Here is a 22,319-nt window from a genome sequence, read left to right as displayed (position 1 = left end):
GCTCCAAAACCGAGAGACTTCGCTCTCGGCGTGACCTGCCTTCTCACATGGCGCGGCGCCTGTGAGTACCGTTGAGGGCATGGCTGACCTGCCTTTCGGCTTCTCCCACGGGGACGACCCCGAGCGAGACAAACGTAAGAAGGATCCGGACTCGGGTTCCGGCTCAGGCTCGGGGGGAGCCGGCGGCCCCACCCCTGGCGACCCGTTCGGCATGGGCTTCACCGGCGGGTCCGAGTTCGACATGTCCCAGTTGGGTCAGATCTTCAGCCGTCTCGGCGAGATGTTCAGCGGTGCCGGCAACGTCACGGCCGGCGGCGCCAAAGCCGGCCCGGTCAATTACGACCTGGCACGACAGCTCGCGTCGAGCTCGATCGGTTTCGTCGCCCCGGTCGCCGAGAAGACCAGCGCGGCCATCTCCGACGCCGTCCATCTCGCCGAGACCTGGCTCGACGGCGTCACGGCACTGCCCGCCGGCACCACGAAAGCGGTGGCATGGACGCCGACCGAATGGGTCGACAACACGCTCGACACGTGGAAACGCCTGTGCGACCCGGTGGCCGAACAGATCTCCACGGTGTGGGCGTCGTCGCTGCCCGAAGAGGCCAAATCGATGGCGGGCCCGCTGCTGTCGATGATGACCCAGATGGGCGGCATGGCGTTCGGCTCGCAGCTGGGTCAGGCGCTGGGCACGCTGTCGAAGGAGGTGCTCACCTCCACCGACATCGGATTGCCGTTGGGCCCCAAGGGTATTGCGGCGCTGATGCCTGCCGCTGTCGAATCACTCGCCGAGGGGCTGGAGCAGCCGCGCAGCGAGATCCTGACCTTCCTCGCGGCGCGCGAGGCCGCGCACCATCGCCTGTTCAGTCACGTGCCGTGGCTGGCGAGCCAGCTGCTCAACGCAGTCGAGGCGTTCGCCAAGGGCATGAAGATCGACATGAGTGGCCTGGAGGAACTTGCGCAGGGCTTCAACCCCGCGGCGCTGACCGATCCGTCGCAGATGGAACAACTGCTGAACCAGGGAATCTTCGAGCCCAAGGCGACACCCGAGCAGACCGCCGCGCTCGAGCGACTGGAGACGCTGCTCGCGCTGATCGAGGGATGGGTGCAGACCGTCGTCACCGATGCGTTGGGCGACCGGATCCCCGGCACGTCGGCGCTGTCGGAGACATTGCGTAGACGACGCGCCACCGGCGGCCCCGCCGAACAGACCTTCGCCACCCTTGTCGGCCTGGAACTGCGGCCGCGCAAGATGCGCGAGGCCGCGGCGCTGTGGGAGCGGCTCACCGAAGCCGTCGGCTCCGACGCCCGCGACGCGGTGTGGCAACACCCCGACCTCCTGCCCAGCGCGGAGGACCTCGACGAGCCGGCCGGCTTCATCGACCGCATGATCGGCGGTGACACCAGCGGCATCGACCAAGCCTTGGCCGACCTCGAGAAGTCCACCGAAAAGGACACGGACACAGACGATTCCGAGCGCTGATTCGGCGCCTGTGGATAACTCGGCGGCGGTTGGCCGCCGACGTGCCACACTCCTCGCATGGCGGGATACGTCCTCGACCCCGCGAGACCGGTGCTGTTGCGGCCCGACGGCGTCGTGCAGGTGGGCTGGGATCCACGGCGGGCGGTCCTGGTCCGTCCACCGACGGGAATGACCGCGCGCACGCTGGCTGATCTGCTCCGCCGCCTGCAGTCCGGCGCGACCCTGGCACAGCTCGACGAACACGCCAATGGGATCGGGACGCACGCCGTGGCGGAGCTGGTCTCGTCTCTGGTCGACGCCGCGGTCGTGACGAGCACTTCCCGACGGCGCACCCGGGCCGCGTCCATCCGAATCCACGGCCGAGGTCCGCTGTCGGACCTGCTCGCCTCGGCACTGCGGTGCTCGGGTGCCCTCATCACGCAGAGCAGCCGCACCCATGCCGGTGCGCCCGCCGACTTGGCGGTGTTGGCCGACTTCCTGGTGTCAGACCCGCGGGTGGTGCGTGACCTGCACGCCGACGGGGTGCCCTATCTTCCGGTGCGAGTGCGCGACGGTGTCGGCCTCGTCGGACCGTTGGTGCTACCCGGGGTGACGTCCTGCCTGGAATGCGCGGATCTGCATCGCAGCGACCGGGATTCGGCCTGGCCGGCGGTCGCTGCACAGCTACGCGACACCGTCGGCAGCGCCGACCGGGCGACGGTGCTGGCGACCGCGGCGCTGGCGCTCAACCAGGTCGAGTGCGTCGTGCGCGCGGTGCACGGCGGCCTTGACATGGCCGACAGCGCGGAGCCGCCCTCGACGTTGAACACCACCTTGGAGTTCGACGTGAACGTCGGCACCATCGCCGCGCGCCATTGGCCGAAGCATCCGCGCTGCGGCTGCTGACAACGCTTGTAGGCAAGTCGTTGCGGTGCGCTCAGCATCGTCAGGGATGATGGACTGGTGAGCGAGATCAAGCGGGGGCGAGCTGCGCGCAATGCCAAGCTGGCGGGACTGGGTGCCGGCATGGCCGGCCGTGCCGCGCTGGGCTTCGGCAAACGCCTGACCGGCAAAGACAAGGACGAGGTCAACGCGGAGCTGATGGACAAGGCCGCCCAGCAGCTGTTCACCGTTCTGGGCGAGCTCAAGGGCGGCGCCATGAAGGTCGGCCAGGCGTTGTCGGTCATGGAGGCCGCCATCCCCGAGCGATACGGCAAGCCGTACCGCGAAGCGCTGACCAAACTGCAGCGAGAGGCCCCGCCGCTACCCGCCGCCAAGGTCCACCGCGTCCTCGACGGACAACTGGGCACCAAGTGGCGCGATCGGTTGACCTCTTTCGACGACAAGGCCGTCGCGTCGGCCAGCATCGGTCAGGTGCACAAGGCAGTGTGGGCCGACGGCCGCGAGGTCGCGGTCAAGATCCAGTACCCGGGAGCCGATGAGGCTCTGCGCGCCGATCTCAAGACCATTCAGCGGTTGGTCAGCGTATTCAAGCAGCTCGCCCCTGGGGCCGATATCCAAGGCGTTGTCGATGAGCTGATCGAACGCACGGAGATGGAACTCGACTACCGGCTGGAGGCGGACAACCAACGCGCGTTCGCGAAAGCGTATGACGGGCACCCTCACTTCGTGGTCCCGCACATCGTGGCCAGCGCACCCAAGGTGGTGATCCAGGAATGGATCGAAGGTGTCCCGATGTCGGTGATCATTCGCGAGGGCACGCAGGAACAGCGCGACTTGATGGCCACCCGATTGTTCGAGCTGACCTACGACGCGCCGAAGCGTCTCGAGATGATGCACGGCGACACGCATCCGGGAAATTTCATGCTGTTGCCCGACGGAAAAATGGGTGTCATCGACTTCGGTGCGGTTGCGCCGATGCCGGGCGGTATACCCCCCGAAATCGGTATGGCCACGCGTTACGCGCTCAACGATGAGTACGACAACCTGCTGGCGGCCATGCAGGCGATCGGTTTCGTCCAGAAGGGCGAGCATGTGTCCAAACGCGAGATGGACGAGATGATGAAGCAGTACGTGGAGCCACTCGAGGTTGAGGTCTTCCACTACACGCGCAAATGGCTGCAGCGCAACACTGTAGGGAACCTTTCACCCGACCGCGCCGCGGGCCAGCTCAAGGCCGCGCGACAGATGGACATTCCGTCCAAGCTGGCGATCCCGATGCGGGTGATCGCGTCCAATGTGGCGATCGCGTGTCAGCTCGACGCGCATGTTCCAGCCAAACGCCTTGCGACAGAGCTGATCCCGGGCTTCGCCGACGAAGCGGCGTGATACCGCGATCGGGCCGGGGCAACCCGGCAGAGCTCACGCCGCTGCCGGGCTGTCCTCGGTGTTCTTGCGTGGCCGACCCCTTGGGCGCTTGCGCTCGATGATGAGGCCGCGATCGAAGATCTCGCCACCCCAGACGCCCCACGGTTCCGCGCGCTCGAGCGCGGCCGCCAGGCACTCGCGCCGGATCGGGCATGCGCCACACAGCGACTTGGCGCGTTCCAATTCGACCGGGCTCTCGGCGAACCACAGGTCGGGGTCGTTCAGGTGACAGGGCACCGCCAGCTTTGTCCGTTGTCGGCATGTCCCGAGTGACATGTCCAGTCCTCCAGCTTCCTGGTCGTCGGTTTCGTATCTCATCGGTCTTTTCGATGGATCCTGACCAGGTCTTTCGGTGTCCGATTGACTCCCAAAAAACTTTGGCCACGGATCCGGTGACTGCGGGTCCGTGGCCTTTGGGCGAAATCGTGGCTTACCTAGATGGTGCCCCGATTCACGGACTCTTCAGTCGCGGTGGCGGTGCGGCGCTTGCGCTGCGGGGAAATAGCAGCTGCGGCACCCGCGGCGACGTACGCCATGGCGGGATGCTCAGCGGCAGCGGGGAAACGGAGGGTCCACGAACCGCCGGCGATGCCTACGGCGTCAAAAGCATTGATGCTCGACATGTTCTCGGGACCCTCCTTTCACACGACAAATCACACGGCTGGTGTGTGCGATCTTGAGGCTAAGCGTAACAGGGAAAACTGACAACTGATTTTCTGACCTGCGGCTTTGGCACGATTTTTACGAGGATTGGCGGTGTCCGCTGTCGCCGGCCGGGCCGCTGCGGCCTTTCACCAGTGCGAGAACGTCGGCGCCGTACTGCTCCAGCTTGCGCGCACCGATGCCGGGAATCGCCACGAGCGCGGCGTCGTCGCCAGGCAACGTCTCGGCGATCGCGATCAACGTGTTGTCGGTGAACACCACGTATGCAGGCACGCTCAACTCTTTGCTGGTGCGCAGCCGCCAGTCTTTGAGCTCCGCGAGCAGGTTCTCGTCTATATCGGACGGGCACGCCTCGCAGCGACGCAGCACGATCGCCGCAGGGGCCGTCAGGGCGGCGTTGCACACGCGGCAGCGCGGCGCAGCGCCCTTGGGCCGACGCGGCTTGCTGGGGCTGCTGTCCGCCGACACCTGCGGTGCGACACCGTTGAGGAACCGCGACGGCTTACGGCTCTGTCGCCCACCAGGAGCTCTGGCCAGCGCCCAGCTCAGCGCCAAATGCATTCGCGCCCTTGTGATTCCGACATAGAGCAGCCGACGCTCCTCTTCGACCGGCTCACTGTCTGGCCCGTGCGCCAATGCATGGGAGATCGGCAGCGTGCCGTCGGCGAGACCGACGAGGAACACCGCGTCCCACTCCAGACCCTTGGCGGCATGCAGCGACGCGAGCGTGACGCCTTGGACGACGGGCGGGTGCCGTGCGTCGGCGCGCTGCCGAAGCTCGACGAGCAGAGCGCGCAGGTCCAGCGACGGGCGCTGCGCGACCTCCTCGTCGACGAGTTCGGCGAGCGAGGTCAGGGCCTCCCACCGCTCGCGAGCCTTGGTGCCGGCCGGCGGTTCGGCGGTCAGGCCCAGCGGCTCCAGCACGGCGCGGACGATCTCCGGCAGTGGTCCGTCGACATCGCGGTCGGCGGCGCGCTGCAGCGCCACCAGCGATTGGCGGATCTCCTGGCGGCTGAAGAACCCCTCGCCGCCGCGCACTTGGAACGGGATGCCCGCCTCCGTCAACGCCTCCTCGTAGACCTCGGACTGCGCGTTGATGCGGTACAGCACCGCAATCTCGGCGGCTTCGGTACCCGCTTCGATGAGTCGCTTGACGTTTTTCGCGACGGCGGCGGCCTCAGCGACCTCGTCACGGTGTTCGGCGAACGTGGGCACCGGGCCGGGGTCACGCTGGCCGACCAGGTGCAGCTTGCTGCCGGCCATCCGGCCGCGGGCCGCGGCGATGACGCGGTTGGCCAGCGACACCACCTGCGGAGTAGAGCGGTAGTCGCGCTCCAGCCGAACCACCGCGGCGTCGGGAAAGCGCCGCGAGAAGTCGAGCAGATACTGCGGTGTCGCGCCGGTGAACGAGTAGATCGTCTGGTTGGCATCGCCGACGACGGTGAGGTCGTCGCGGTCGCCCAGCCATGCGTCGAGCACACGCTGCTGCAGCGGTGTGACGTCCTGGTATTCGTCGACCACGAAACAGCGGTACCGATCGCGGAATTCCTGGGCCACGGCCGCGTCGTTCTCGATTGCGGCGGCGGTGTGCAACAGCAGGTCGTCAAAGTCGAGCAGTGTTGTCCCGTCGCGGCGGGCCTTGAGCGTCTCGTATCCCGCGTACACCGCCGCGACTTTGGCCGCGTCGAAGGGGATGTCACGTCCTGCCTTCGCGACGGCGGCGGGATAAGTCTCCGGACTGATCAAAGATCCCTTGGCCCATTCGATTTCGCTCGCGAGGTCGCGGACGTCGTCGGTACTGGCATTGAGCCCGGCGCGGTTGGCGGACTGTGCGACGACGGCGAACTTCGTGTCCAGCAGCTCCCACCCGGTGTTGCCGACGACGCGGGGCCAGAAATACGCCAACTGACGGCGGGCCGCGGCGTGAAACGTCATCGCCTGAACCGACGCGGTGCCGACGCCATCATCAAGCGCACGCAGCCGGGCACGCATCTCACCGGCGGCGCGCTGGGTGAACGTCACTGCCAGCACCTGTCCCGGTGCGACGTGCCCGGCGGATACGAGGTGGCCGATGCGACGGGTGATGGTGCGCGTCTTTCCGGTGCCCGCGCCGGCCAGCACACAGACCGGACCGCGGGGGGCGAGCACGGCCTCGCGCTGCTCGTCGTCGAGGTCGTCGATGATGCGCGCGCATGCGACCTCTAACGGCATGCGGACCATCTTGTCAGGGTGGGCCGACAAATCCGGGGCATGCCGCGGGCATGTTCGGCGCATCGACTACGTTGACTGCGATATGAGTGCTGAGTTGACCATGTACACCACCTCGTGGTGCGGCTATTGCGTACGCCTGAAGAAGGTGCTGAAGACCGAGGGCATCGCGTTCGCCGAGGTCGACATCGAAGCCGATCCCGCTGCGGCGGAGTTCGTCGCATCCGCGAACGGCGGCAACCAGACGGTGCCGACGCTGAAGTTCCCCGACGGCTCGACGCTGACCAATCCCAGCGGAGCCGAGGTCAAGAAAAAGCTCGGGCGCTAGTCCAGCGCCGCCCAGGACTCGATGATTTCGCGGGCGATCGAGATCGATCCGGGTAACAGCAGGCGGGACGGCGAGTCGCTGCTCCAGTCGTCGTCGGCGAGCGCGGCACGGACTTCTTCTCTGGTGAACCAGGCCGCCTCCGCGATCTCGCCGTCGTTGAACGAGAACTCCTGCTCGGGATCCCCGATCGCGTGGAAACCGACCATGAGTGATCGCGGAAACGGCCACGGCTGGCTACCCAGGTACTGGACATCGGTGACGTGCAACCCGATCTCTTCGGCGACCTCTCGCACGACGCACGATTCGAACGACTCCCCCGCCTCGACGAATCCGGCCAGCAGCGAGAACAGCCGCTCTGGCCACACCGTCTGACGGGCCAGCACCGCGCGGTCGTGGCCGTCATGAACGAGACAGATCACCGCTGGGTCGATGCGCGGAAACTCCTCGTGGCCGGCGGCGGCGTTGACCCTGGCCCAGCCGCCCCTGATCGGTTTCGTGGGCGCGCCGTCGATGGCGCTGAACCGTGCGCTGTCATGCCAATTCAGCAGGGCGGTGGCGGTCGCGACGAGCTGCGCGCTGACGTCGTCGAAGATCGGGCCCGCACGACGAAGGTCGAGGACCTCGGTTTCGGTGTGCGGATCTTCGGGCCCCTCCAGCGCCGCGCGGATCCCCCACACGTGCGAGCCGTCGGCGAGCCGCCCGAGGAACACGGCGTTTTCGGGAGGCTTGGCACCCAAGTCGGCGGCCTTGCCCAGTACGACGCTGCCGTTGGCGATCAGCACCTGATTGCGGCGGTCGACCCGCAGCACGCGGGCATCGGCCCAGCCGGCCAGCGCCGCGTCGACGTCGGTGCGCAGCGTGTCGGAGCGGTCGGCACCGACGCGGGACAGCAGCGGGATGTTGCGGAGCCGGAAGCCTCCGGTCATCACCGCTCCGCGTCCGCGCTGCGGATGTACAGCAGCCGGTCGCCGTTCTCGAGTGAGTCGACGCGCTCGTCGTCGACGCGCATCAGCTTTCCGTCACGCACCACTCCGAGCACGATGTCGGTGTTGTGTTTCGGCGAGCCGCCGACCTCTTTCGGGCCAACCTCGCGTTCGGCGATCGCGAAGCCGGCATCGGGGGTCAGCAGGTCCTCCATCATCTCGACAACGCTGGGCGTCTGGACCGCGATACCCAGCAGCCGACCGGAAGTCTCGGAGGTGACCACCGTCGAGTCGGCGCCGGCTTGTTCGAGCAGGTGCTGGTTCTCGGCCTCCCGCACGGCGGCAATGATCTTGGCCGCGGGCGCCAGCTCGCGGGCGGTCAGCGTGACGAGCACCGCGCTGTCGTCCCTGTTGGTGGCGACGATGATCGCCTTGGCGTGCTGAGCGCTGGCCAGCCGCAGAACCTCCGAGTCGGTCGCGCTGCCGCGCACGGTGACAAGCCCGGCGCTTTTAGCGCGTTCGAGCGCGACCGGGTCCTCGTCGACGACGACGATGTCGGCAGGGGCTATCTCGTCGCCGACCATCGCGGCGGCCGCGGTCCTGCCCTTCGTGCCGTAGCCCACGATGACGATGTGGTTGCGCAACTTGTTCCTCCACTGCTGGATCTTGAATGCCTGTCGCGATTCGGTGGTGAGCGTCTCTACCGTGGTACCGATCAACACGATCAGGAATGCGACTCGCAGGGGCGTGATGATCACGATGTTAACCAGCCGTGCACCCTCTGTGATGGGTGTGATGTCGCCGTACCCGGTAGTGGACAGCGACACCGTCGCGTAATAGAAGCAATCCAGTAGCGAAAGGCCGTCGGTCTGCGTGTCTTTATAGCCGTCGCGGTCGATATAGACGATGAGCACGACAGCGCACAGCACGCCCATCGCGATCACGATCCGCTTAGTGATGCGCACCCACGGACTTGGCACGTCTTCGGGAATCTGGACGCGGTCGACCAGCGAGTGGACCGGCCGATCGTCGAGCGACTGATTTATTCTGCTGAGCCGACGGCGCAATCGTCCCTTAGCCATCACAACCCGTTATCGCTGGAAGTCGGCGCACGCCATTATGTAACCATGACCACCCCCTTGCCCGAACTGCAGCAGATCGCCAATCCGAAACGAGCACACCTGATGGGCGCCAGCTTGCTCGGAATGGGCGTCCTGCATTTCGTGGCTCCCAAGCCGTTCGACTCGATCATCCCGGAGGAACTGCCGGGCAGCGCACGCTTCTATACCTATGCCTCCGGCGTCGGTGAATTGGCGGTGGGCGGCCTGCTGCTGGCACCGAAGACCCGTCGCCTCGGCGCGCTGGCGGCCATCGCCTTGTTCATCGGTGTGTTCCCCGGCAACGTGAACATGGTCCGACTGTGGTTCAAAGACCCCGCCAAGACGCTCCCCATGAGGCTGGGCGCGATCGCCCGCCTGCCTTTGCAGATCCCGATGATCACCGAGGCGCTCAAGATTTATCGCTCGACTAAGCCGCAGTAGCCCATCCCAGTAGCGCCAGCAGCCCGGCGGTGCCGGGCAGATCGTCGGGGGTGACGGTCAGCCCGCTGCGCACGTAGTGGAACGACGCGCGCACCGATTCGGCCGGGCACCCTTGCAGCGCGGCCCACGCCAGCCGGTAGACGGCGAGCTGAACGGCCGCGTGCTGCTTGGCTTCCGGCGAGTCCGGCGGGTCACCTGTCTTCCAGTCGACGACGGTCGCGCCGCCGTCGTCGTCGGCGAAGACCGCGTCGATCCGTCCGCGCACCACACGCCCGCCGAGCACCATGTCGAACGGCACCTCAACATCGATCGGGGTCCGGCCGGCCCACGGCGACACCGCGAACGCCGCCTGCAGTTCGGCGAGTTCGTCGGCGACCGTGGTGGCGTGATCCATTGCGCCGGGCAGATCGTCGAGATCGAAGAGCCGATCGGCATGATAGAAGCGCTGTACCCAATCATGAAACGCGGTGCCCAGTAAAGCATGTGGATCCGGTCGGCTGGGCAGCCGGCGTCGCAGCCGCTGTGCCGCCAGGTCGGGGTTGCGACCTAGTTCGACCATCGCGCTGACCGACAGCTGTGCGGGCAGCGGCGGCACCGGACGTTCGACGGCCCTGTTGCGTTCGGCCAGCAGGGCGTCGACATCGGATGCCCAGCCCTCGTCGCTCTCCGCGGGCGCGTCACCGTTGTCGACCGACATGGCTTTGGCGACGAGCTCGGCGCCCTTACCCACGTCATCGCGGCGTGTGCCCGCGGGGTCGGCGGGCCAGACGGCCTCAACGACGTTGTCTCGCAACGGGTTGGGTTCGCCGTCGGCCGGTGCGGGGGCCCACTGCTCGACGACGCCGCAGGGTTCGCCGGCCGCATCCGCCTGCTCGATGATCTCCTTGAGCTCGTCGAGGAACGCCGACGGACCGCGCGGCTTGGACTCCGTCGCTCCCCAATGGTGGCCGGACAGCAGCAGCGTGTCCTCCGCGCGGGTGATTGCCACGTACAGCAGCCGTCGCTCCTCGTCGATGCGACGCTGCGCCAGGCTGTCCTTGTGGTCAGCTATCTTGTCCGACAGCTTCTTTCGATCGTTGACGTCGGAGGTGTCCAGGACCGGGACACCGTGCTCCGACAGCGTTGCCCGATCGCCGCGCAGCAGCGGTGGCAGATCGCCCGCGTCGGTGAGCCATGTCCGCGCAGAGGCGGTCGACGGGAACACCCGGCCGCTGAGATGCGGGACCGCCACCACCTGCCATTCCAACCCCTTGGCGGCATGCACGGTGAGGATCTGCACCCGGTCGTCGGCGACTGACACTTCCGCAGGTGCCAGACCGTTCTCCACCTGCTCGGCCGCATCGAGGTAGGCCAGCAGGCCGGCGACCGTCGCGCCCGGACGGCTCGCGAAGTCGGCCACCACGTCGGCGAATGCATCGAGATGTTCGGTGCCCGCCCACCCGGCCGAAACCCGCCGCGACGCACGAACCTCGGTATCCACCCCGAGCACCCGCCGCACCTCGGCGACCAGTTCGGGCAGCGGATGCGTCAGATGCCCACGCAGCGTGGTCAGTTCGCGGCCCAATTCCACGATGCGTGCATACCCCGCCGGTGAGTACGCGGCGGCGGGACCCGGATCGCCGACGGCATCCGTCAGGCAGGCGGTGTCAGCATCGGGTGCGGCTTGCGCGACGACCCGATCCGCCGCCGCACCGTCCTCGGGCTTGCCGATGTCGTCGAGCTCGACGGCACGCCGCCACAGCGCCGTGACGTCACGCGCACCCAGCCGCCAGCGCGGCCCGGTGAGCACGCGCATGGCGGCCGCACCGGCGATGGGGTCGGCGACCATCCGCAACATCGCCACCACGTCGGCGACCTCGGGCACCCCGAGCAACCCGGCCAGTCCGACGACCTCGACCGGTACGCCGCGCGCGGTGAGCGCATCGGCGATCGGTGCGGCATCGGCGTTACGCCGCACCAACACCGCAGCCGTTGGCGCGGCGACACCGCCACCGCGTGCCTCGTGGTAGATCCGCGCCAAATGGTCTGCCACCCAGTCGCGTTCGGAGACCACGTCGGACAGCAGTGCGCACCGGACGGTGCCCGGGGCCGCATTGGGCTTGGGCCGCAGCTCGCGTACGGCCACGGAACGGCGCCGCGCCTCAGCGGACACCGCGTTCGCCAAATGCAGGGTATCCGGCGGGTTACGCCAGCTGGTGCGAAGTTCCAGGGTGGGCGCGGGGCTACCGTCGGAATACGGGAAATCGGTGGTGAACCGCGGCAGGTTGGTGGCGGACGCACCGCGCCAGCCGTAGATCGACTGGATCGGATCACCGACAGCGGTCAGGGCCAGCTCGTCGTCGACTCCGCCGCCGAACAACGCCGACAGCGCGACTCGCTGGGCGTGGCCGGTGTCCTGATATTCGTCAAGCAGCACAACCCGATACCGGCTTCTCAGCTGCTCGCCGACCTGCGGGAAAGTCGACGCCAACCGCGCCGCCGATGCCATCTGCATGCCGAAGTCCATGACTTTCTGCTCGCGCATCCGCCGGTGTAGCGCATCGATCAACGGGACGAGTTGTGTGCGTTCCGTCTGGGTGGCCAGCAGCCGCAGCAGCCACTGGCTGGGCCCGCGGTCCCGCTGGTACGGGCCCGTGGGCAGGGTGTGCACCAGCCGCTCGAGCTCGACGTGGGTGTCGCGCAACTGCTCGGTGTCGACGAGGTGTTCTGCCAGTTGGCCCGCGAGGCGGAGCACCATCGCCGTCAGCGCGGCCGGCGTCTTGTCGGTGTCGAGGCGTTGCGGGTGCTCGCACACGACCCGAAAAGCCAACTGCCACATTTCGGTTTCGCTCAGCAGGCGGGTATCCGGTTCGACTGGGAGCAGCAGGCCGTGCTCGCACAACAGGTTTCCGGCGAACGCGTGATAGGTGCTGACGGTGGCCGGATCGTCGGTGATGTCGGACAGCCCGGGGCCGGTGGGAACGAGGCCCGCGCCCGCGAGCCTGGCCAGCCTGGTCCGGACACGACGCAGCAGCTGCCCCGCCGCCTTGCGGGTGAACGTCAGGCCGAGCACCTCGCCCGGACTGGCGTAGCCATTGGCGACCAGCCAGACCACCCGCGCGGCCATCGTCTCCGTCTTGCCGGCCCCGGCGCCGGCGATGACGACCAACGGCCCCGGCGGCGCGGCGATCACGGCGGCCTGCTCGTCGGTGGGGGCGAAAAGCCCGAGCGCCGAAGCGAGTTCGTCAGGGCTGTAGCGCGGGTTCACCGCTGACCTCCGGCCGGCGTCTGCGCCGGGCACATCTTCTGCACCGGGCAGTGCGCACAACCATCGTTGATCCGCGCGACGTATTGCGGGCCCTGCGTGGCTGCCGCTGCGGCCTGCACCTTCGCCCGCCACGCCGCGTGGGATTCCGGCGTCAGCGCGTCCTGCTGACGCTCGGCCGCATTGCCACCACTGGTCTTGCCGAGATACACCAGCTTGCCGCCGCCGGGCTCCTCCCCTTGCGGCAGCAGCCCTTCGGCGATGGCCAACTGATACATCGCGAGCTGGGCGTGCCGCTGAGCCTCGTCCTTGGTGACCGGACTCTTGCCGGTCTTGACGTCGACGACCACCAGCCGTTCCTCGCTGTCGCGTTCCAGCCGGTCCAGCCGACCGCGGATCCGCACTCCGGGGCCCTCACCCGTCGGTTCGACGATCTCGCCCGCGACGTCGACCTCGGTGCCGGCCTCGGTCAGCTGATCGCGGCTCTGCACCCGCCAATGTGAGAACGTCGACAGCATCAACCGGTGGCGCTCCAACTCGTTCTCCGAATGCCACTGCGCGTCAAACGGCAGTTTTTCCCATACCTTTTCGAGTTCGTTGAGCATTTGATTCTCGGTCTTTCCAGGATCGGCGACCAATGCGTGCAGCAGCGAGCCGATCGCCGACCGCACATCGCGTGCGTCGTTGCCGCCGTGGCGTTCGAGCAGCCAGCGCAGCGGGCAGTCCGTCAGCATCTGCAGCGTCGACGGCGACAACGTCACGGTGTGGTCGTCGCCGCACCACAGCGGTTCGTCGGTGGAGAGCCGCGTGGTGGCGTACCACTGTCCAGGGTCGGCACCGGGTACGCCACCCTGCGCCAAGCGGGCCAGTTGTGCTGCCGCGCAGGCGCGTACGCCCTCGTCGACATCGTCGGACGGGGCGCAGACCACCGCACGCAGACGCCCGACCACGGCTGTCGGCGCCAGCACCTTCGGTGCGTGCACCGGAACCGGGGGCTCGGGATCGGGATCGGTGGCCAGCGAGGTCAATTCGTAGCAGAACGGCGACGGCAGCATCGACTCGTCGCCGCAATCGCTGTCGACGGCGGTCACCAGCAGCCGGTTGCGGGTGCGGCCCATCGCCGCGATAAGCAGCCTGCGCTCCTCGGCGAGCAGCGGCGCGCGCGTCGAGACCGCCCTGTCGTTCGGCGTCACCACCCCGTCGAGTACGTCGACCAGCTGCTGCGTTCCCAGCACGCCCCCGCGGGGGATCATGTTGGGCCACAGCCCTTCCTGCAGTCCCGCGATGACGACGAACTCCCACTCCCCACCGAGCGCCGCATGCGCGCTCAACACCGGAACCGCCTCGGCCGCGGCGCGGTCCTCGCGGGATGCGGACGGCAGGCCGAGAGCGCTGACATGATCGAGGAGTCCGCGCAACGATGCGCCCGCGGTGCGATTCACGTACTGCTCGGCGATGTCGAAGAACGCGGTGACGGCATCGAGGTCGCGGTCGGCCTGGGCGCCCGCCGCGCCGCCGCGTTCACTGGCCGTCAGCCACCGCCGCTGCAGACCGGACCGGTGCCACGCCTGCCAGAGTGTGTAGCGCGGATCGCCACCCTCGGACGCGGAGCGGCGCGCGGCGGCCAGCACTGCGCGGACCCGGCGCAGGGGCCGGGCGAGTTCCGCCGACAGTCCCTCGGTGTCGGCGTCGGCCTGCAGGACGTCGACCAGCAGGTCGCCGAGTTCGCGCGGCGGCTGGGAGCCGTCCAAACGACGGAGCGCCCGTCGCAGCTGCCGCAGCGACACGGGGTCGACCCGGCCGATGGGCCCGGTCAGCAATGACAGCGCCTGCGCCCCGTCAAGCTCGCGTTCGGTCGCCTCCAACACTGTCAGCAGGGCCTGCACCGACGGCTGGTCGGCGAGCGGCCCGGTGGGGGTCGGCACGTCCACGGGCACGCCCGCGGTCGCCAAAGCACGCGCGAGCGCCGACCCCAGCCGCGGCACCGATCGCACGATCACCGCCATCTGGGACCACGGCACCCCGTCGATCAGGTGAGCGCGCCGCAGCGCATCGGCGATCACCGCGGATTCGGCGTGCGGCGACGCCGCGATGCGCACGGTCACCGAGCCGCGGTCTCCGTCGACGCCGTCGACACGGCGCGCATCGTCAGCACCCGGCAGCCGCTGGGCAACTGCGGTGATCGCTCGCGCTACGGCGGGCGCGCAGCGGCGAGACTCGGTCAGGGTGAGCGTCGGCTCGTCACCGCGTAGCAGCGCGGGATCGGCTCCCCGGTAACCGAATACCGACTGATTCGGGTCACCGGCGAGGATGGTGAGATCGGCTCCGACCGACAGCACCCGGACGAGCCGGGCTGCCTGTGGATCCAGATGTTGGGCGTCGTCGACCAGGAGCAGTTTGATGCGCGCACGCTCGGCGGCCAGCAGATCGTCGTCGGTCGCCAGCGCTTCCAACGCCGCACCCACCAGTTCGGCGGCGCCCAGCGCGGGCACGGTGGCCTGCGGCGCGGCCATTCCGACCGCCGAACGCAGCAGCATGATCTGTTCATAGGCCTGGGCGAACTGTCCGGCCGCCAGCCATTCGGGTCGGCCGGCCCGCCGCCCGATGCGCTGCAGCTCGACGGGATCCACACCGCGTTCGGTGCAGCGTGCCATCAGGTCACGGAGTTCGTTGGCGAATCCGACGGTGCTCAGCGCGGGCCGCAGCTGCGGGGGCCACGCCACGACCGACCGATCGCCGTCTTCGAGATCGCCGGCGAGGAGTTCGCGGATGATGCCGTCCTGTTCGGCACTGGTGATCAACCGCGGCGGCGGATCACCCTTGCGCTGCGCGGCGAGACGCAACACCGCGAATGCATAGGAGTGCAACGTGCGGACCAATGGTTCGCGGACGACTGCGCGAGTGCCCGCCTCGAGCAGTGCCGACGTGATCGCGGCGCGCGCCTGCACGCCGAGGCGCGCCGAACCCGTCAGCAGCAGGACCGATTCCGGTTCCGTGCCGGCCGCGATGTGGGCCGCAGCGACATCGACGAGCAGAGTGCTCTTGCCGGTGCCGGCTCCCCCGAGCACCTTTACCACGCCGCGCATTCCGGGTTCGGTGAGCGCGGTCGGCGTCAGATCGGTGTGCGGTGCGGACATGCCGAAATGACACCACGGGGGTCCGACAAGTCATCCGCACCGACTGGCTGGCAGCATCACTGCTGTGAGTGAACCACTGCACCTGCACCGCTACGGCCCGTCGGGTCCGGCACAGGTCCTCGCCGTTCACGGCTTGACCGGCCACGGGCAACGGTGGCAGACCCTGGCCACGCGGCACCTGGCCCAATTCGCGGTCACCGCACCGGACCTGCTGGGCCACGGCCGCTCGTCATGGGCCGCACCCTGGACCATCGACGCCAACGTCGCGGCACTGGCCGCGCTGCTCGACGCTCCAACCGTGGTCGTCGGGCATTCGTTCGGCGGCGCCGTGGCACTGGCCCTGGCTGCGTCCCGTCCGGATCTGGTGTCCGCGCTGGTGCTGCTCGACCCCGCGGTGGGCCTGGACGGCGGCTGGATGCGCGACATCGCCGACGACATGCTGGCTTCACCCGACTACACCGATCGTGCCGAGGCGCGCGACGAGAAGGCCTACGGTTCGTGGGGTGACGTGGACGCCGAGGAACTGGATCGCGAACTCGACGAGCACCTCGTCGAGCAGGCCAACGGGCGCGTCGGCTGGCGCATCAGCATCCCGGCGATGATGTCGTACTGGAGCGAGCTGGCCCGGCCAATCGCGTTCCCGCTCAGTACTATTCCCACCACGCTGGTCCGGGCGAGCAGGACCAGCCCGCCGTATGTCACCGATGATCTGATCACCGGACTCGCACCCGAACGCGACCTCACGCTCATGGACTTCGACTGCGATCACATGGTCGCCCAAGCGCTCCCCGTCGAGACGGCGGCGGTGATCCGCAAGGCCCTCGGGTAGATGGCGGCCATCACCGACGAACAGGTCGAGACCGTGCGTGCCCTCGTGGCGTCCATCCCGCCTGGACGCGTATCGACCTACGGCGACATCGCCGACGTCGCGGGCCTTTCCAGCCCCCGGATCGTCGGCTGGATCATGCGCACCGATTCGTCGGATCTGCCCTGGCATCGCGTGATCCGCGCGTCGGGACGCCCGGCACCACACCTGACCACCCAGCAGTTGGAGTTGCTGAGGGCCGAAGGTGTGCTGGCCGAGGACGGACGGATCCCGTTGCGCGAGGTGCGTCACGAGTTCTGAGTGCGCCGAGTGTGGAGTTATGGCACGCCAAAGCCGCATTTCGTGTGCGGGTAACCCACGTTCGGCGGCGCTGGAGTCAGAGGACCAGGCGCACCAACGCGGCTGTGCGTGCCAGGCCTGGAAACGCCGCGGCCGTCGACCGCGGATGCAGCGCGTGGACCGCGAGACGGAACATCAACGCGCGCAACAACATCTGTGGCCATTCCGGCAGTGGGCTCCACCGTTCGATGAGCCCGTCGTCGGCCTCACCCCATGACAACGCGTCGACGACCACCACTCCGGCCGCCCACGGTGCCGGCCGCCAATACGGCGTGATGTCGGTGATCCCCGGGGCCGCCGTACCGGCGAAAAGCACTGTGCCGTAGAGGTCTCCGTGGACCAGCTGGCTGGGACTCTTGGTCGGCCTGCGCAGCGCGGCCAACTGACCGATCAGCTCAACGGACTTTTGGCCGTCCGCAGACCCGGGCGACACCCGCGCACCCGGCGGCAGTGAGTGCAGGGGACGCTCTTCCCATGCGGCCCGGTCGGCGGCGATGAACACGTCGACGTCGGCCCACGGCGCCACCGGCGGCTGAGTCAGGAAACGCGGACGCTCGAGCTTGGCCGTCGCCTCGTGCAGCCGCACGGCCGCAGACACCACTTCGTCGTGACGCGGCTCCGGGGTCCCCGCGACGAAGGTGTCGGCGCGCCAGCCCGCCACCACGTACCGGCCGTCGGTCGAGCGCACGGGCCTGGCCAGGCGCACACCGTCGACGAACAGGGTCTCGCGCACCTTGGCCGACCATGCTGCACGCGCGTGGTCGGCGACCATCGACAGCACGACCTCACCGCAGCGCCAGCCGCCCTCCCAGCTCGACCCGAGCGGCACAGGTTGAACTCCGCTCAACCCGAACCCCGCCAGCACATGATCGGGCGGTTGCTCGACACTCACCGCATCAGCGTAAGCGCAGGTCGGGCAAACGGGCCGTTAGTACATCACCATGTCGGGTTCGAGTTGCTTTCCCCAGGCGACGATGCCGCCCTGCACGTGCTTCGCGTCGGAGAAGCCGGCTTTCTTGACGATGGCCAGCACCTCGGCCGAGCGCACGCCGGTCTTGCAGTAGAACACCGGGGTGCGGTCCACCTGCAGTTTGGAAAGTGCTTCACCCGTTTCAAACGCACCCTTGGGGATCAGCTCAGCGCCCTCGATGTGGTTGATGTCCCATTCGACGGGTTCGCGCACGTCGATCAGCGCCAGCGGTTTGCCGGTGTCCAACAGCTCACGCAGTTCACGCGGGGTGATCGTGGAGTCGGCAGCGGCCTCGGCCGCAGCCTCGGACACCACGCCGCAGAACTCCTCGTAGTCGATGAGCTCGGTGATCTTCGGGATGGCCGGGTCCTTGCGGATCTTGATCGTGCGATACGTCATGTCGAGTGCGTCGTACACCATCAGCCGGCCGAGCAATGGCTCACCGATGCCCGTGATCAGCTTGATGGCCTCGGTGCCCATCACCGAGGCGATGGACGCGCACAGAATGCCCAGCACGCCGCCCTCGGCGCAGGACGGCACCATCCCCGGCGGCGGCGGCTCGGGGTACAGGTCGCGGTAGTTCAGGCCCAACCCGTCGGGCGCGTCCTCCCAGAAGACCGATACCTGACCCTCGAACCGGTAGATCGAGCCCCAGACGTACGGCTTGCCCGCCAGCACCGCGGCGTCGTTGACCAGATAGCGGGTGGCGAAGTTGTCGGTGCCGTCGAGGATCAGGTCGTACTGCTCGAAGAGTTCGACGGCGTTGTCCGGCTCGAGCCGAAACTCGTGCAGGTGCACCTCGACCAGCGGGTTGACCTCGAGGATGGAATCGCGCGCGCTTTCGGCCTTCGACCGGCCGATATCGGACTGGCCGTGGATGATCTGACGTTGCAGGTTCGATTCGTCGACCACGTCGAACTCGACGATCCCGATCTTTCCCACCCCGGCGGCGGCCAGGTACAGCAAGGTCGGCGAACCCAGCCCGCCCGCGCCGATGACGAGCACCTTGGCGTTCTTGAGCCGCTTCTGCCCGTCCAGACCGAGGTCCGGAATGATGAGGTGGCGGCTGTAGCGCTGCACCTCTTCACGCGTGAGTTCGGCCGCCGGTTCTACCAGCGGCGGCAACGCTGTCGTCACCGAATGCTCCTTGATTGGCTGTGCTGCCCCAACAATAGGCACATTCCACAACAGCGAATGCATCGCGAGGCTTCCCGCAAGGCGCTGGACGATCGAAGCTCAGGCGATCGGATAGGGCCAGGGGTTGAACCGGCAGGTCTTGCCGTCCGGGTTGATGGTGCCCGGGTCGAAGCGGGCGGCATCGTTGTTGTTGGTGGAGAACGTCTGCTGCATCATGATCGGCGCCAGTTCGCCGTTGGCTCCACAGGCCTCGTGTCGCTGGTAGCCGATCGCGTGGCCCACCTCGTGGTTGATCAGATACTGCCGATACGAGCCGATGTCGCCCTGGAACGGCACCGCGCCGCGCACCCAGCGCGCCTCGTTGATGAACACACGCGGCTGCCCGTCGAGGTAGGACGGGTTGTAGCAGGAGGCCTCGAGCTGGATGTCGTAACCGCATCCCTCGCGGACGGTCATCGGTGAGCTGAGCGAGATCCTGAAATCGGGTTCGACTTGAGCGGTCCCGTCGATGCGCTGGAAGGCGAACTGCGGATTGTGGGTCCAACTCTTCGGATTCGCCAGCGTTTCGCTCACCATCCGGGCGAAGCCCTCGTCACCGCCGAATGTCGTGGTGTCGATGCCGTCTTCGACCTCGACGGTGTAGGTGAAGACTTTCGCCGTACCCTCGCCGACCTGGGACGACGCGCCGGGAACGAGGTGCCACGTTTTGGCGGCCGCCTCGGTGAACGGACCGCCCTCGGGCAGGATGCCCGTCGGGAGATTCGCGTCGAACTGCGTCAAACCCCGTGGCGGGGCGCCGATGATCGCCGTGCTCGCGACGCCGATGGTCGGCGGGCCCTGCACAGGCCCCTGGGATTCGTCGGTCGCGGGCTCGGCGGCACCGGCGAAGGTCACGTAGAGGGCAACGGCCGTCCAGACGACGAGCAGGGGTAGCGCGTAGGCCCGCCAGCCGTAGGTGTGCACGAAACGGCCCAGCTTGCTCTGCTTTCGGGCGTTGCGGTGCTCTTCGCGGTTGGACCTGGGCCGCCCGGAGTCATTCGACAACGGATCGCGCTGCGCGCGCAGTGGCTCGCGCCACTCGTTGCGCAGCGCAGGTACGCCTCCCCCGCGACGCTCCGAGTCGTAGGTCACGGAAACAGGATGACACAGGCCAGAGTGCTGATAGCTCTGGCGCGCCACCAGGCAGTGGTGGGGTCGCGCCGCGCCGCGCCGACCGCGCCGCGACCTCGACTTTGCGCGGTGGCTTTGCCAACGGTAGTAACCTCGTTGCGAAACCACGCAGAAGAAGCCAGATAAAGGATGTAATGAGCGATCTCGCCAACCCCGCCGCTAGGCGGGGCGCGCAGTCGGGCTCCGGTGAAGGAATGAGCCGACGCGGCAACCGGCTGCCCCGTGACGAGCGACGCGGGCAGTTACTCGTCGCTGCTAGTGAGGTTTTCGTCGACCGCGGGTATCACGCCGCCGGCATGGACGAGATCGCAGACCGGGCCGGAGTCAGCAAACCTGTTCTCTACCAACACTTTTCATCGAAGTTGGAGTTATACCTCGCGGTGCTGCAACGCCACGTCGAGAACCTGGTTTCCGGCGTGCGTCAAGCGTTGCGCACCACCACGGACAACCGGCAGCGGTTGCGCGCCGCGGTCCACGCCTTCTTCGATTTCATCGAGCACGACAGCCAGGGTTACCGGCTGATATTCGAGAACGACTATGTGACGGAACCGCAGGTCGCCGCGCAGGTCAAAGTGGCGACGGAAGCATGCACTGACGCGGTGTTCGACCTGATCAGCCGAGATTCGGGGCTGGAGGCGCACCGGGCGAGGATGATCGCCGTCGGCCTGGTGGCGATCAGCGTCGACTCGGCGCGTTACTGGCTGGACAACGATCGGCCGATCAGCAAGGACGATGCGGTGGACAGCACGGTGCTATTCGCCTGGGGCGGTCTGTCGCATGTGCCGCTTACGCGTTCTTGACGGCCTCCGAGCCGACCACGCCGAAGCCGACGCGCCGAACGTCGGCGGCACCGATCTCGACATAGGTGATCTTCGACGTCTGGACCAGGAATCGCCGGCCCTTCTCGTCGGTCAGGGCCAACACACCTGAACTCTCGCCGAGCGCATCGGTTATCAGCTTCTCCACCTCGGTGGGTGTTTGCGCACTGTTGAACACGAGTTCGCGCGCGCTGTCCGTGACACCGATCTTGACCTCCACGCTGTGAACCCTTTCCGTCTCTGCCATAACTGCCGTGTTGCTCGAGAAACCCTCGAAGAACCTGCCTCAAGGCTAGTGGACGCGTCCACGCCGATGCCCCGCCGGTGAGTTCGCGGTCAGCGAAGCGCATTTCGCGACGGAGTCGGACCCCGTGCAGAACGGCGACCCAACCGAGTCCGGACCGTGACCGTACACACCGGCGTGAAACCTCATCTGTCACTTGTGCCTCGATAGCATCGGCCCGGTACATGACGAGACAACCTGGGAACCTCATATGAACAGGCCTTATACCGCTCATTCTCCGTATTCTCTGACACCGACCGAGCAGATCCCCGTGTACGCCGGCGACGATGCCGGCGATATCGAATACAACGGGCTGCTGGATTACCCGGACGACGACGACTACACCGACGTCATCGAGTACGACGAGGAGAGCATCGACCGGAAGTGGATGTGGGTCGCCGGCATCGCCGGGTTGATCCTGTTCATCGCCATCGGCACGACGGGCATCATCCTCGGCGGCGGCGACAGCGGTCCGGTATCGGCCACCGGAACCTCGTCGGCCCCGACCGCCACCTCGGCCCCGGCCACATCAGCGCCCGCGGTCGCGGCGCCATCGCTGCCTGCCGAGACTGTCACGACCGTGAGCCCGACCGCGGAAGCCACCGTTGCGGCCCCGCAACCCGAGATCGCCGCCCCCGTTGCGCCGCCGCCGGCGGCCGCACCGGCGGTGTCGCCGCGCACGATCACCTACCGCGTGACGGGCAACCGCCCCCTGCTCGACCTCGTCACCGTCATCTACACCGATCAGCAGGGCGCGCTGCAGACCGAGGTCAACGTCGCGCTGCCGTGGGCGAAGACCGTCGTGTTGGACCCGGGTGTCGAGCTGAAGTCGGTCACCGCGACCAGCGTGGGCGGCCAGCTCAACTGCGGCATCTACGACGCGTCGGGCACCCTGGTCGCCGTGCAGAGCAACAACACGATGATCGCCAACTGCACCCAGTAGCG

The 22,319-nt window shown here is 67.7% G+C and carries 19 protein-coding genes and 1 pseudogene; 9 read left to right on the top strand and 11 right to left on the bottom strand.

Annotated elements, in window-relative coordinates:
* Positions 1-61: 61 nt before the first annotated feature.
* From G6N42_RS29195 to G6N42_RS29185, 3 genes and pseudogenes are all read left to right on the top strand, one after another.
* A pseudogene (locus G6N42_RS29195) lies at positions 62-1,499 on the top strand (zinc-dependent metalloprotease); the annotation flags it as partial.
* 38 nt (positions 1,500-1,537) lie between these two features.
* Positions 1,538-2,365 (top strand): cyclodehydratase, encoded by an 828-nt coding sequence (locus G6N42_RS29190; RefSeq protein WP_163736389.1) that lies wholly within the window; start codon positions 1,538-1,540, stop codon positions 2,363-2,365.
* Positions 2,366-2,401: 36 nt separating this feature from the next.
* A complete protein-coding gene (locus tag G6N42_RS29185; protein WP_163738521.1) occupies positions 2,402-3,748 on the top strand; it encodes a macrolide-binding ATPase MABP-1 in 1,347 nt (448 codons plus the stop codon).
* Between the two features lie 33 nt (positions 3,749-3,781).
* Here the strand turns inward: G6N42_RS29185 and G6N42_RS29180 are convergent, their stop codons facing one another.
* The 3 genes from G6N42_RS29180 to G6N42_RS29170 form a co-directional block, all read right to left on the bottom strand.
* Positions 3,782-4,063: a WhiB family transcriptional regulator gene (locus G6N42_RS29180; protein WP_163738517.1), complete on the bottom strand. Its 282-nt coding sequence runs from the start codon at positions 4,061-4,063 to the stop codon at positions 3,782-3,784.
* A gap of 158 nt (positions 4,064-4,221) precedes the next feature.
* The gene (locus G6N42_RS29175; RefSeq protein WP_163736385.1) at positions 4,222-4,410 is read right to left on the bottom strand and encodes a hypothetical protein; all 189 of its coding nucleotides are present in this window, start codon (positions 4,408-4,410) and stop codon (positions 4,222-4,224) included.
* A gap of 118 nt (positions 4,411-4,528) precedes the next feature.
* Positions 4,529-6,661: an ATP-dependent DNA helicase UvrD2 gene (locus G6N42_RS29170; protein ID WP_163736382.1), complete on the bottom strand. Its 2,133-nt coding sequence runs from the start codon at positions 6,659-6,661 to the stop codon at positions 4,529-4,531.
* A gap of 82 nt (positions 6,662-6,743) precedes the next feature.
* Between G6N42_RS29170 and G6N42_RS29165 the strand changes: the two genes are divergently transcribed.
* On the top strand, positions 6,744-6,986 hold the full coding sequence (locus tag G6N42_RS29165) for a mycoredoxin (RefSeq protein ID WP_163736379.1): 243 nt from the start codon (positions 6,744-6,746) through the stop codon (positions 6,984-6,986).
* On the opposite strand, the gene nudC is transcribed toward G6N42_RS29165, so the two are convergent.
* The gene (nudC, locus tag G6N42_RS29160) at positions 6,983-7,912 is read right to left on the bottom strand and encodes an NAD(+) diphosphatase (RefSeq protein ID WP_163736376.1); all 930 of its coding nucleotides are present in this window, start codon (positions 7,910-7,912) and stop codon (positions 6,983-6,985) included. The two genes, G6N42_RS29165 and nudC, sit on opposite strands and share 4 nt — an antisense overlap.
* Positions 7,912-8,991, bottom strand: coding sequence for a potassium channel family protein (locus G6N42_RS29155; protein ID WP_163736374.1), 1,080 nt, complete (start codon positions 8,989-8,991; stop codon positions 7,912-7,914). Before G6N42_RS29155 ends, nudC begins: the two co-directional genes overlap by 1 nt.
* Before the next feature lie 45 nt (positions 8,992-9,036).
* Between G6N42_RS29155 and G6N42_RS29150 the strand changes: the two genes are divergently transcribed.
* A complete protein-coding gene (locus tag G6N42_RS29150; protein WP_163736371.1) occupies positions 9,037-9,450 on the top strand; it encodes a DoxX family protein in 414 nt (137 codons plus the stop codon).
* Here the strand turns inward: G6N42_RS29150 and G6N42_RS29145 are convergent.
* Both G6N42_RS29145 and G6N42_RS29140 read right to left on the bottom strand, forming a co-directional pair.
* On the bottom strand, positions 9,437-12,697 hold the full coding sequence (locus tag G6N42_RS29145; RefSeq protein WP_163738514.1) for an ATP-dependent helicase: 3,261 nt from the start codon (positions 12,695-12,697) through the stop codon (positions 9,437-9,439). The genes G6N42_RS29150 and G6N42_RS29145 overlap by 14 nt on opposite strands.
* Positions 12,694-15,831 carry an ATP-dependent helicase gene (locus G6N42_RS29140; RefSeq protein ID WP_163736367.1) on the bottom strand — a complete coding sequence of 1,046 codons (3,138 nt, stop codon included), beginning with the start codon at positions 15,829-15,831 and terminating at the stop codon, positions 12,694-12,696. The genes G6N42_RS29145 and G6N42_RS29140 overlap by 4 nt, the downstream gene beginning before the upstream one ends.
* Positions 15,832-15,895: 64 nt before the next feature.
* Here G6N42_RS29140 and G6N42_RS29135 point away from each other — a divergent pair, with 64 nt between their 5' ends.
* Positions 15,896-16,660 (top strand): alpha/beta fold hydrolase, encoded by a 765-nt coding sequence (locus G6N42_RS29135; protein ID WP_163736364.1) that lies wholly within the window; start codon positions 15,896-15,898, stop codon positions 16,658-16,660.
* Positions 16,661-16,957 (top strand): MGMT family protein, encoded by a 297-nt coding sequence (locus tag G6N42_RS29130; RefSeq protein WP_163736361.1) that lies wholly within the window; start codon positions 16,661-16,663, stop codon positions 16,955-16,957.
* Positions 16,958-17,033: 76 nt separating this feature from the next.
* On the opposite strand, the gene G6N42_RS29125 is transcribed toward G6N42_RS29130, so the two are convergent.
* From G6N42_RS29125 to G6N42_RS29115, 3 genes are all read right to left on the bottom strand, one after another.
* The gene (locus G6N42_RS29125) at positions 17,034-17,888 is read right to left on the bottom strand and encodes a TIGR02569 family protein (protein WP_163736358.1); all 855 of its coding nucleotides are present in this window, start codon (positions 17,886-17,888) and stop codon (positions 17,034-17,036) included.
* A gap of 36 nt (positions 17,889-17,924) precedes the next feature.
* On the bottom strand, positions 17,925-19,103 hold the full coding sequence (moeZ, locus tag G6N42_RS29120; protein WP_163736355.1) for an adenylyltransferase/sulfurtransferase MoeZ: 1,179 nt from the start codon (positions 19,101-19,103) through the stop codon (positions 17,925-17,927).
* 99 nt (positions 19,104-19,202) lie between these two features.
* The gene (locus G6N42_RS29115) at positions 19,203-20,234 is read right to left on the bottom strand and encodes a DUF3152 domain-containing protein (RefSeq protein ID WP_163736352.1); all 1,032 of its coding nucleotides are present in this window, start codon (positions 20,232-20,234) and stop codon (positions 19,203-19,205) included.
* Positions 20,235-20,407: 173 nt separating this feature from the next.
* Between G6N42_RS29115 and fasR the strand changes: the two genes are divergently transcribed.
* Positions 20,408-21,073, top strand: coding sequence for an HTH-type transcriptional activator FasR (gene fasR / locus G6N42_RS29110; protein WP_163736349.1), 666 nt, complete (start codon positions 20,408-20,410; stop codon positions 21,071-21,073).
* On the opposite strand, the gene G6N42_RS29105 is transcribed toward fasR, so the two are convergent.
* A complete protein-coding gene (locus tag G6N42_RS29105) occupies positions 21,060-21,311 on the bottom strand; it encodes a DUF3107 domain-containing protein (RefSeq protein WP_163736346.1) in 252 nt (83 codons plus the stop codon). The genes fasR and G6N42_RS29105 overlap by 14 nt on opposite strands.
* Before the next feature lie 274 nt (positions 21,312-21,585).
* Between G6N42_RS29105 and G6N42_RS29100 the strand changes: the two genes are divergently transcribed.
* On the top strand, positions 21,586-22,317 hold the full coding sequence (locus G6N42_RS29100; protein WP_163736343.1) for a hypothetical protein: 732 nt from the start codon (positions 21,586-21,588) through the stop codon (positions 22,315-22,317).
* Positions 22,318-22,319 lie beyond the last annotated feature (2 nt).

Origin of the sequence: Mycobacterium gallinarum (genome assembly GCF_010726765.1) — a bacterium.
Lineage (GTDB): Bacteria > Actinomycetota > Actinomycetes > Mycobacteriales > Mycobacteriaceae > Mycobacterium > Mycobacterium gallinarum.
This window is presented reverse-complemented; position numbering and strand designations above follow the sequence as displayed.

Bases quoted from the DNA above. Each gene is read 5' to 3' on its own strand.
- G6N42_RS29190 (WP_163736389.1), top strand. From the start codon at position 1,538: ATGGCGGGATACGTCCTCGACCCCGCGAGACCGGTGCTGTTGCGGCCC.
- G6N42_RS29180 (WP_163738517.1), bottom strand. From the start codon at position 4,063: ATGTCACTCGGGACATGCCGACAACGGACAAAGCTGGCGGTGCCCTGT.
- G6N42_RS29175 (WP_163736385.1), bottom strand. From the start codon at position 4,410: ATGTCGAGCATCAATGCTTTTGACGCCGTAGGCATCGCCGGCGGTTCG.
- G6N42_RS29170 (WP_163736382.1), bottom strand. From the start codon at position 6,661: ATGCCGTTAGAGGTCGCATGCGCGCGCATCATCGACGACCTCGACGAC.
- G6N42_RS29165 (WP_163736379.1), top strand. From the start codon at position 6,744: ATGAGTGCTGAGTTGACCATGTACACCACCTCGTGGTGCGGCTATTGC.
- nudC (WP_163736376.1), bottom strand. From the start codon at position 7,912: ATGACCGGAGGCTTCCGGCTCCGCAACATCCCGCTGCTGTCCCGCGTC.
- G6N42_RS29155 (WP_163736374.1), bottom strand. From the start codon at position 8,991: ATGGCTAAGGGACGATTGCGCCGTCGGCTCAGCAGAATAAATCAGTCG.
- G6N42_RS29150 (WP_163736371.1), top strand. From the start codon at position 9,037: ATGACCACCCCCTTGCCCGAACTGCAGCAGATCGCCAATCCGAAACGA.
- G6N42_RS29140 (WP_163736367.1), bottom strand. From the start codon at position 15,831: ATGTCCGCACCGCACACCGATCTGACGCCGACCGCGCTCACCGAACCC.
- G6N42_RS29130 (WP_163736361.1), top strand. From the start codon at position 16,661: ATGGCGGCCATCACCGACGAACAGGTCGAGACCGTGCGTGCCCTCGTG.
- fasR (WP_163736349.1), top strand. From the start codon at position 20,408: ATGAGCGATCTCGCCAACCCCGCCGCTAGGCGGGGCGCGCAGTCGGGC.
- G6N42_RS29100 (WP_163736343.1), top strand. From the start codon at position 21,586: ATGAACAGGCCTTATACCGCTCATTCTCCGTATTCTCTGACACCGACC.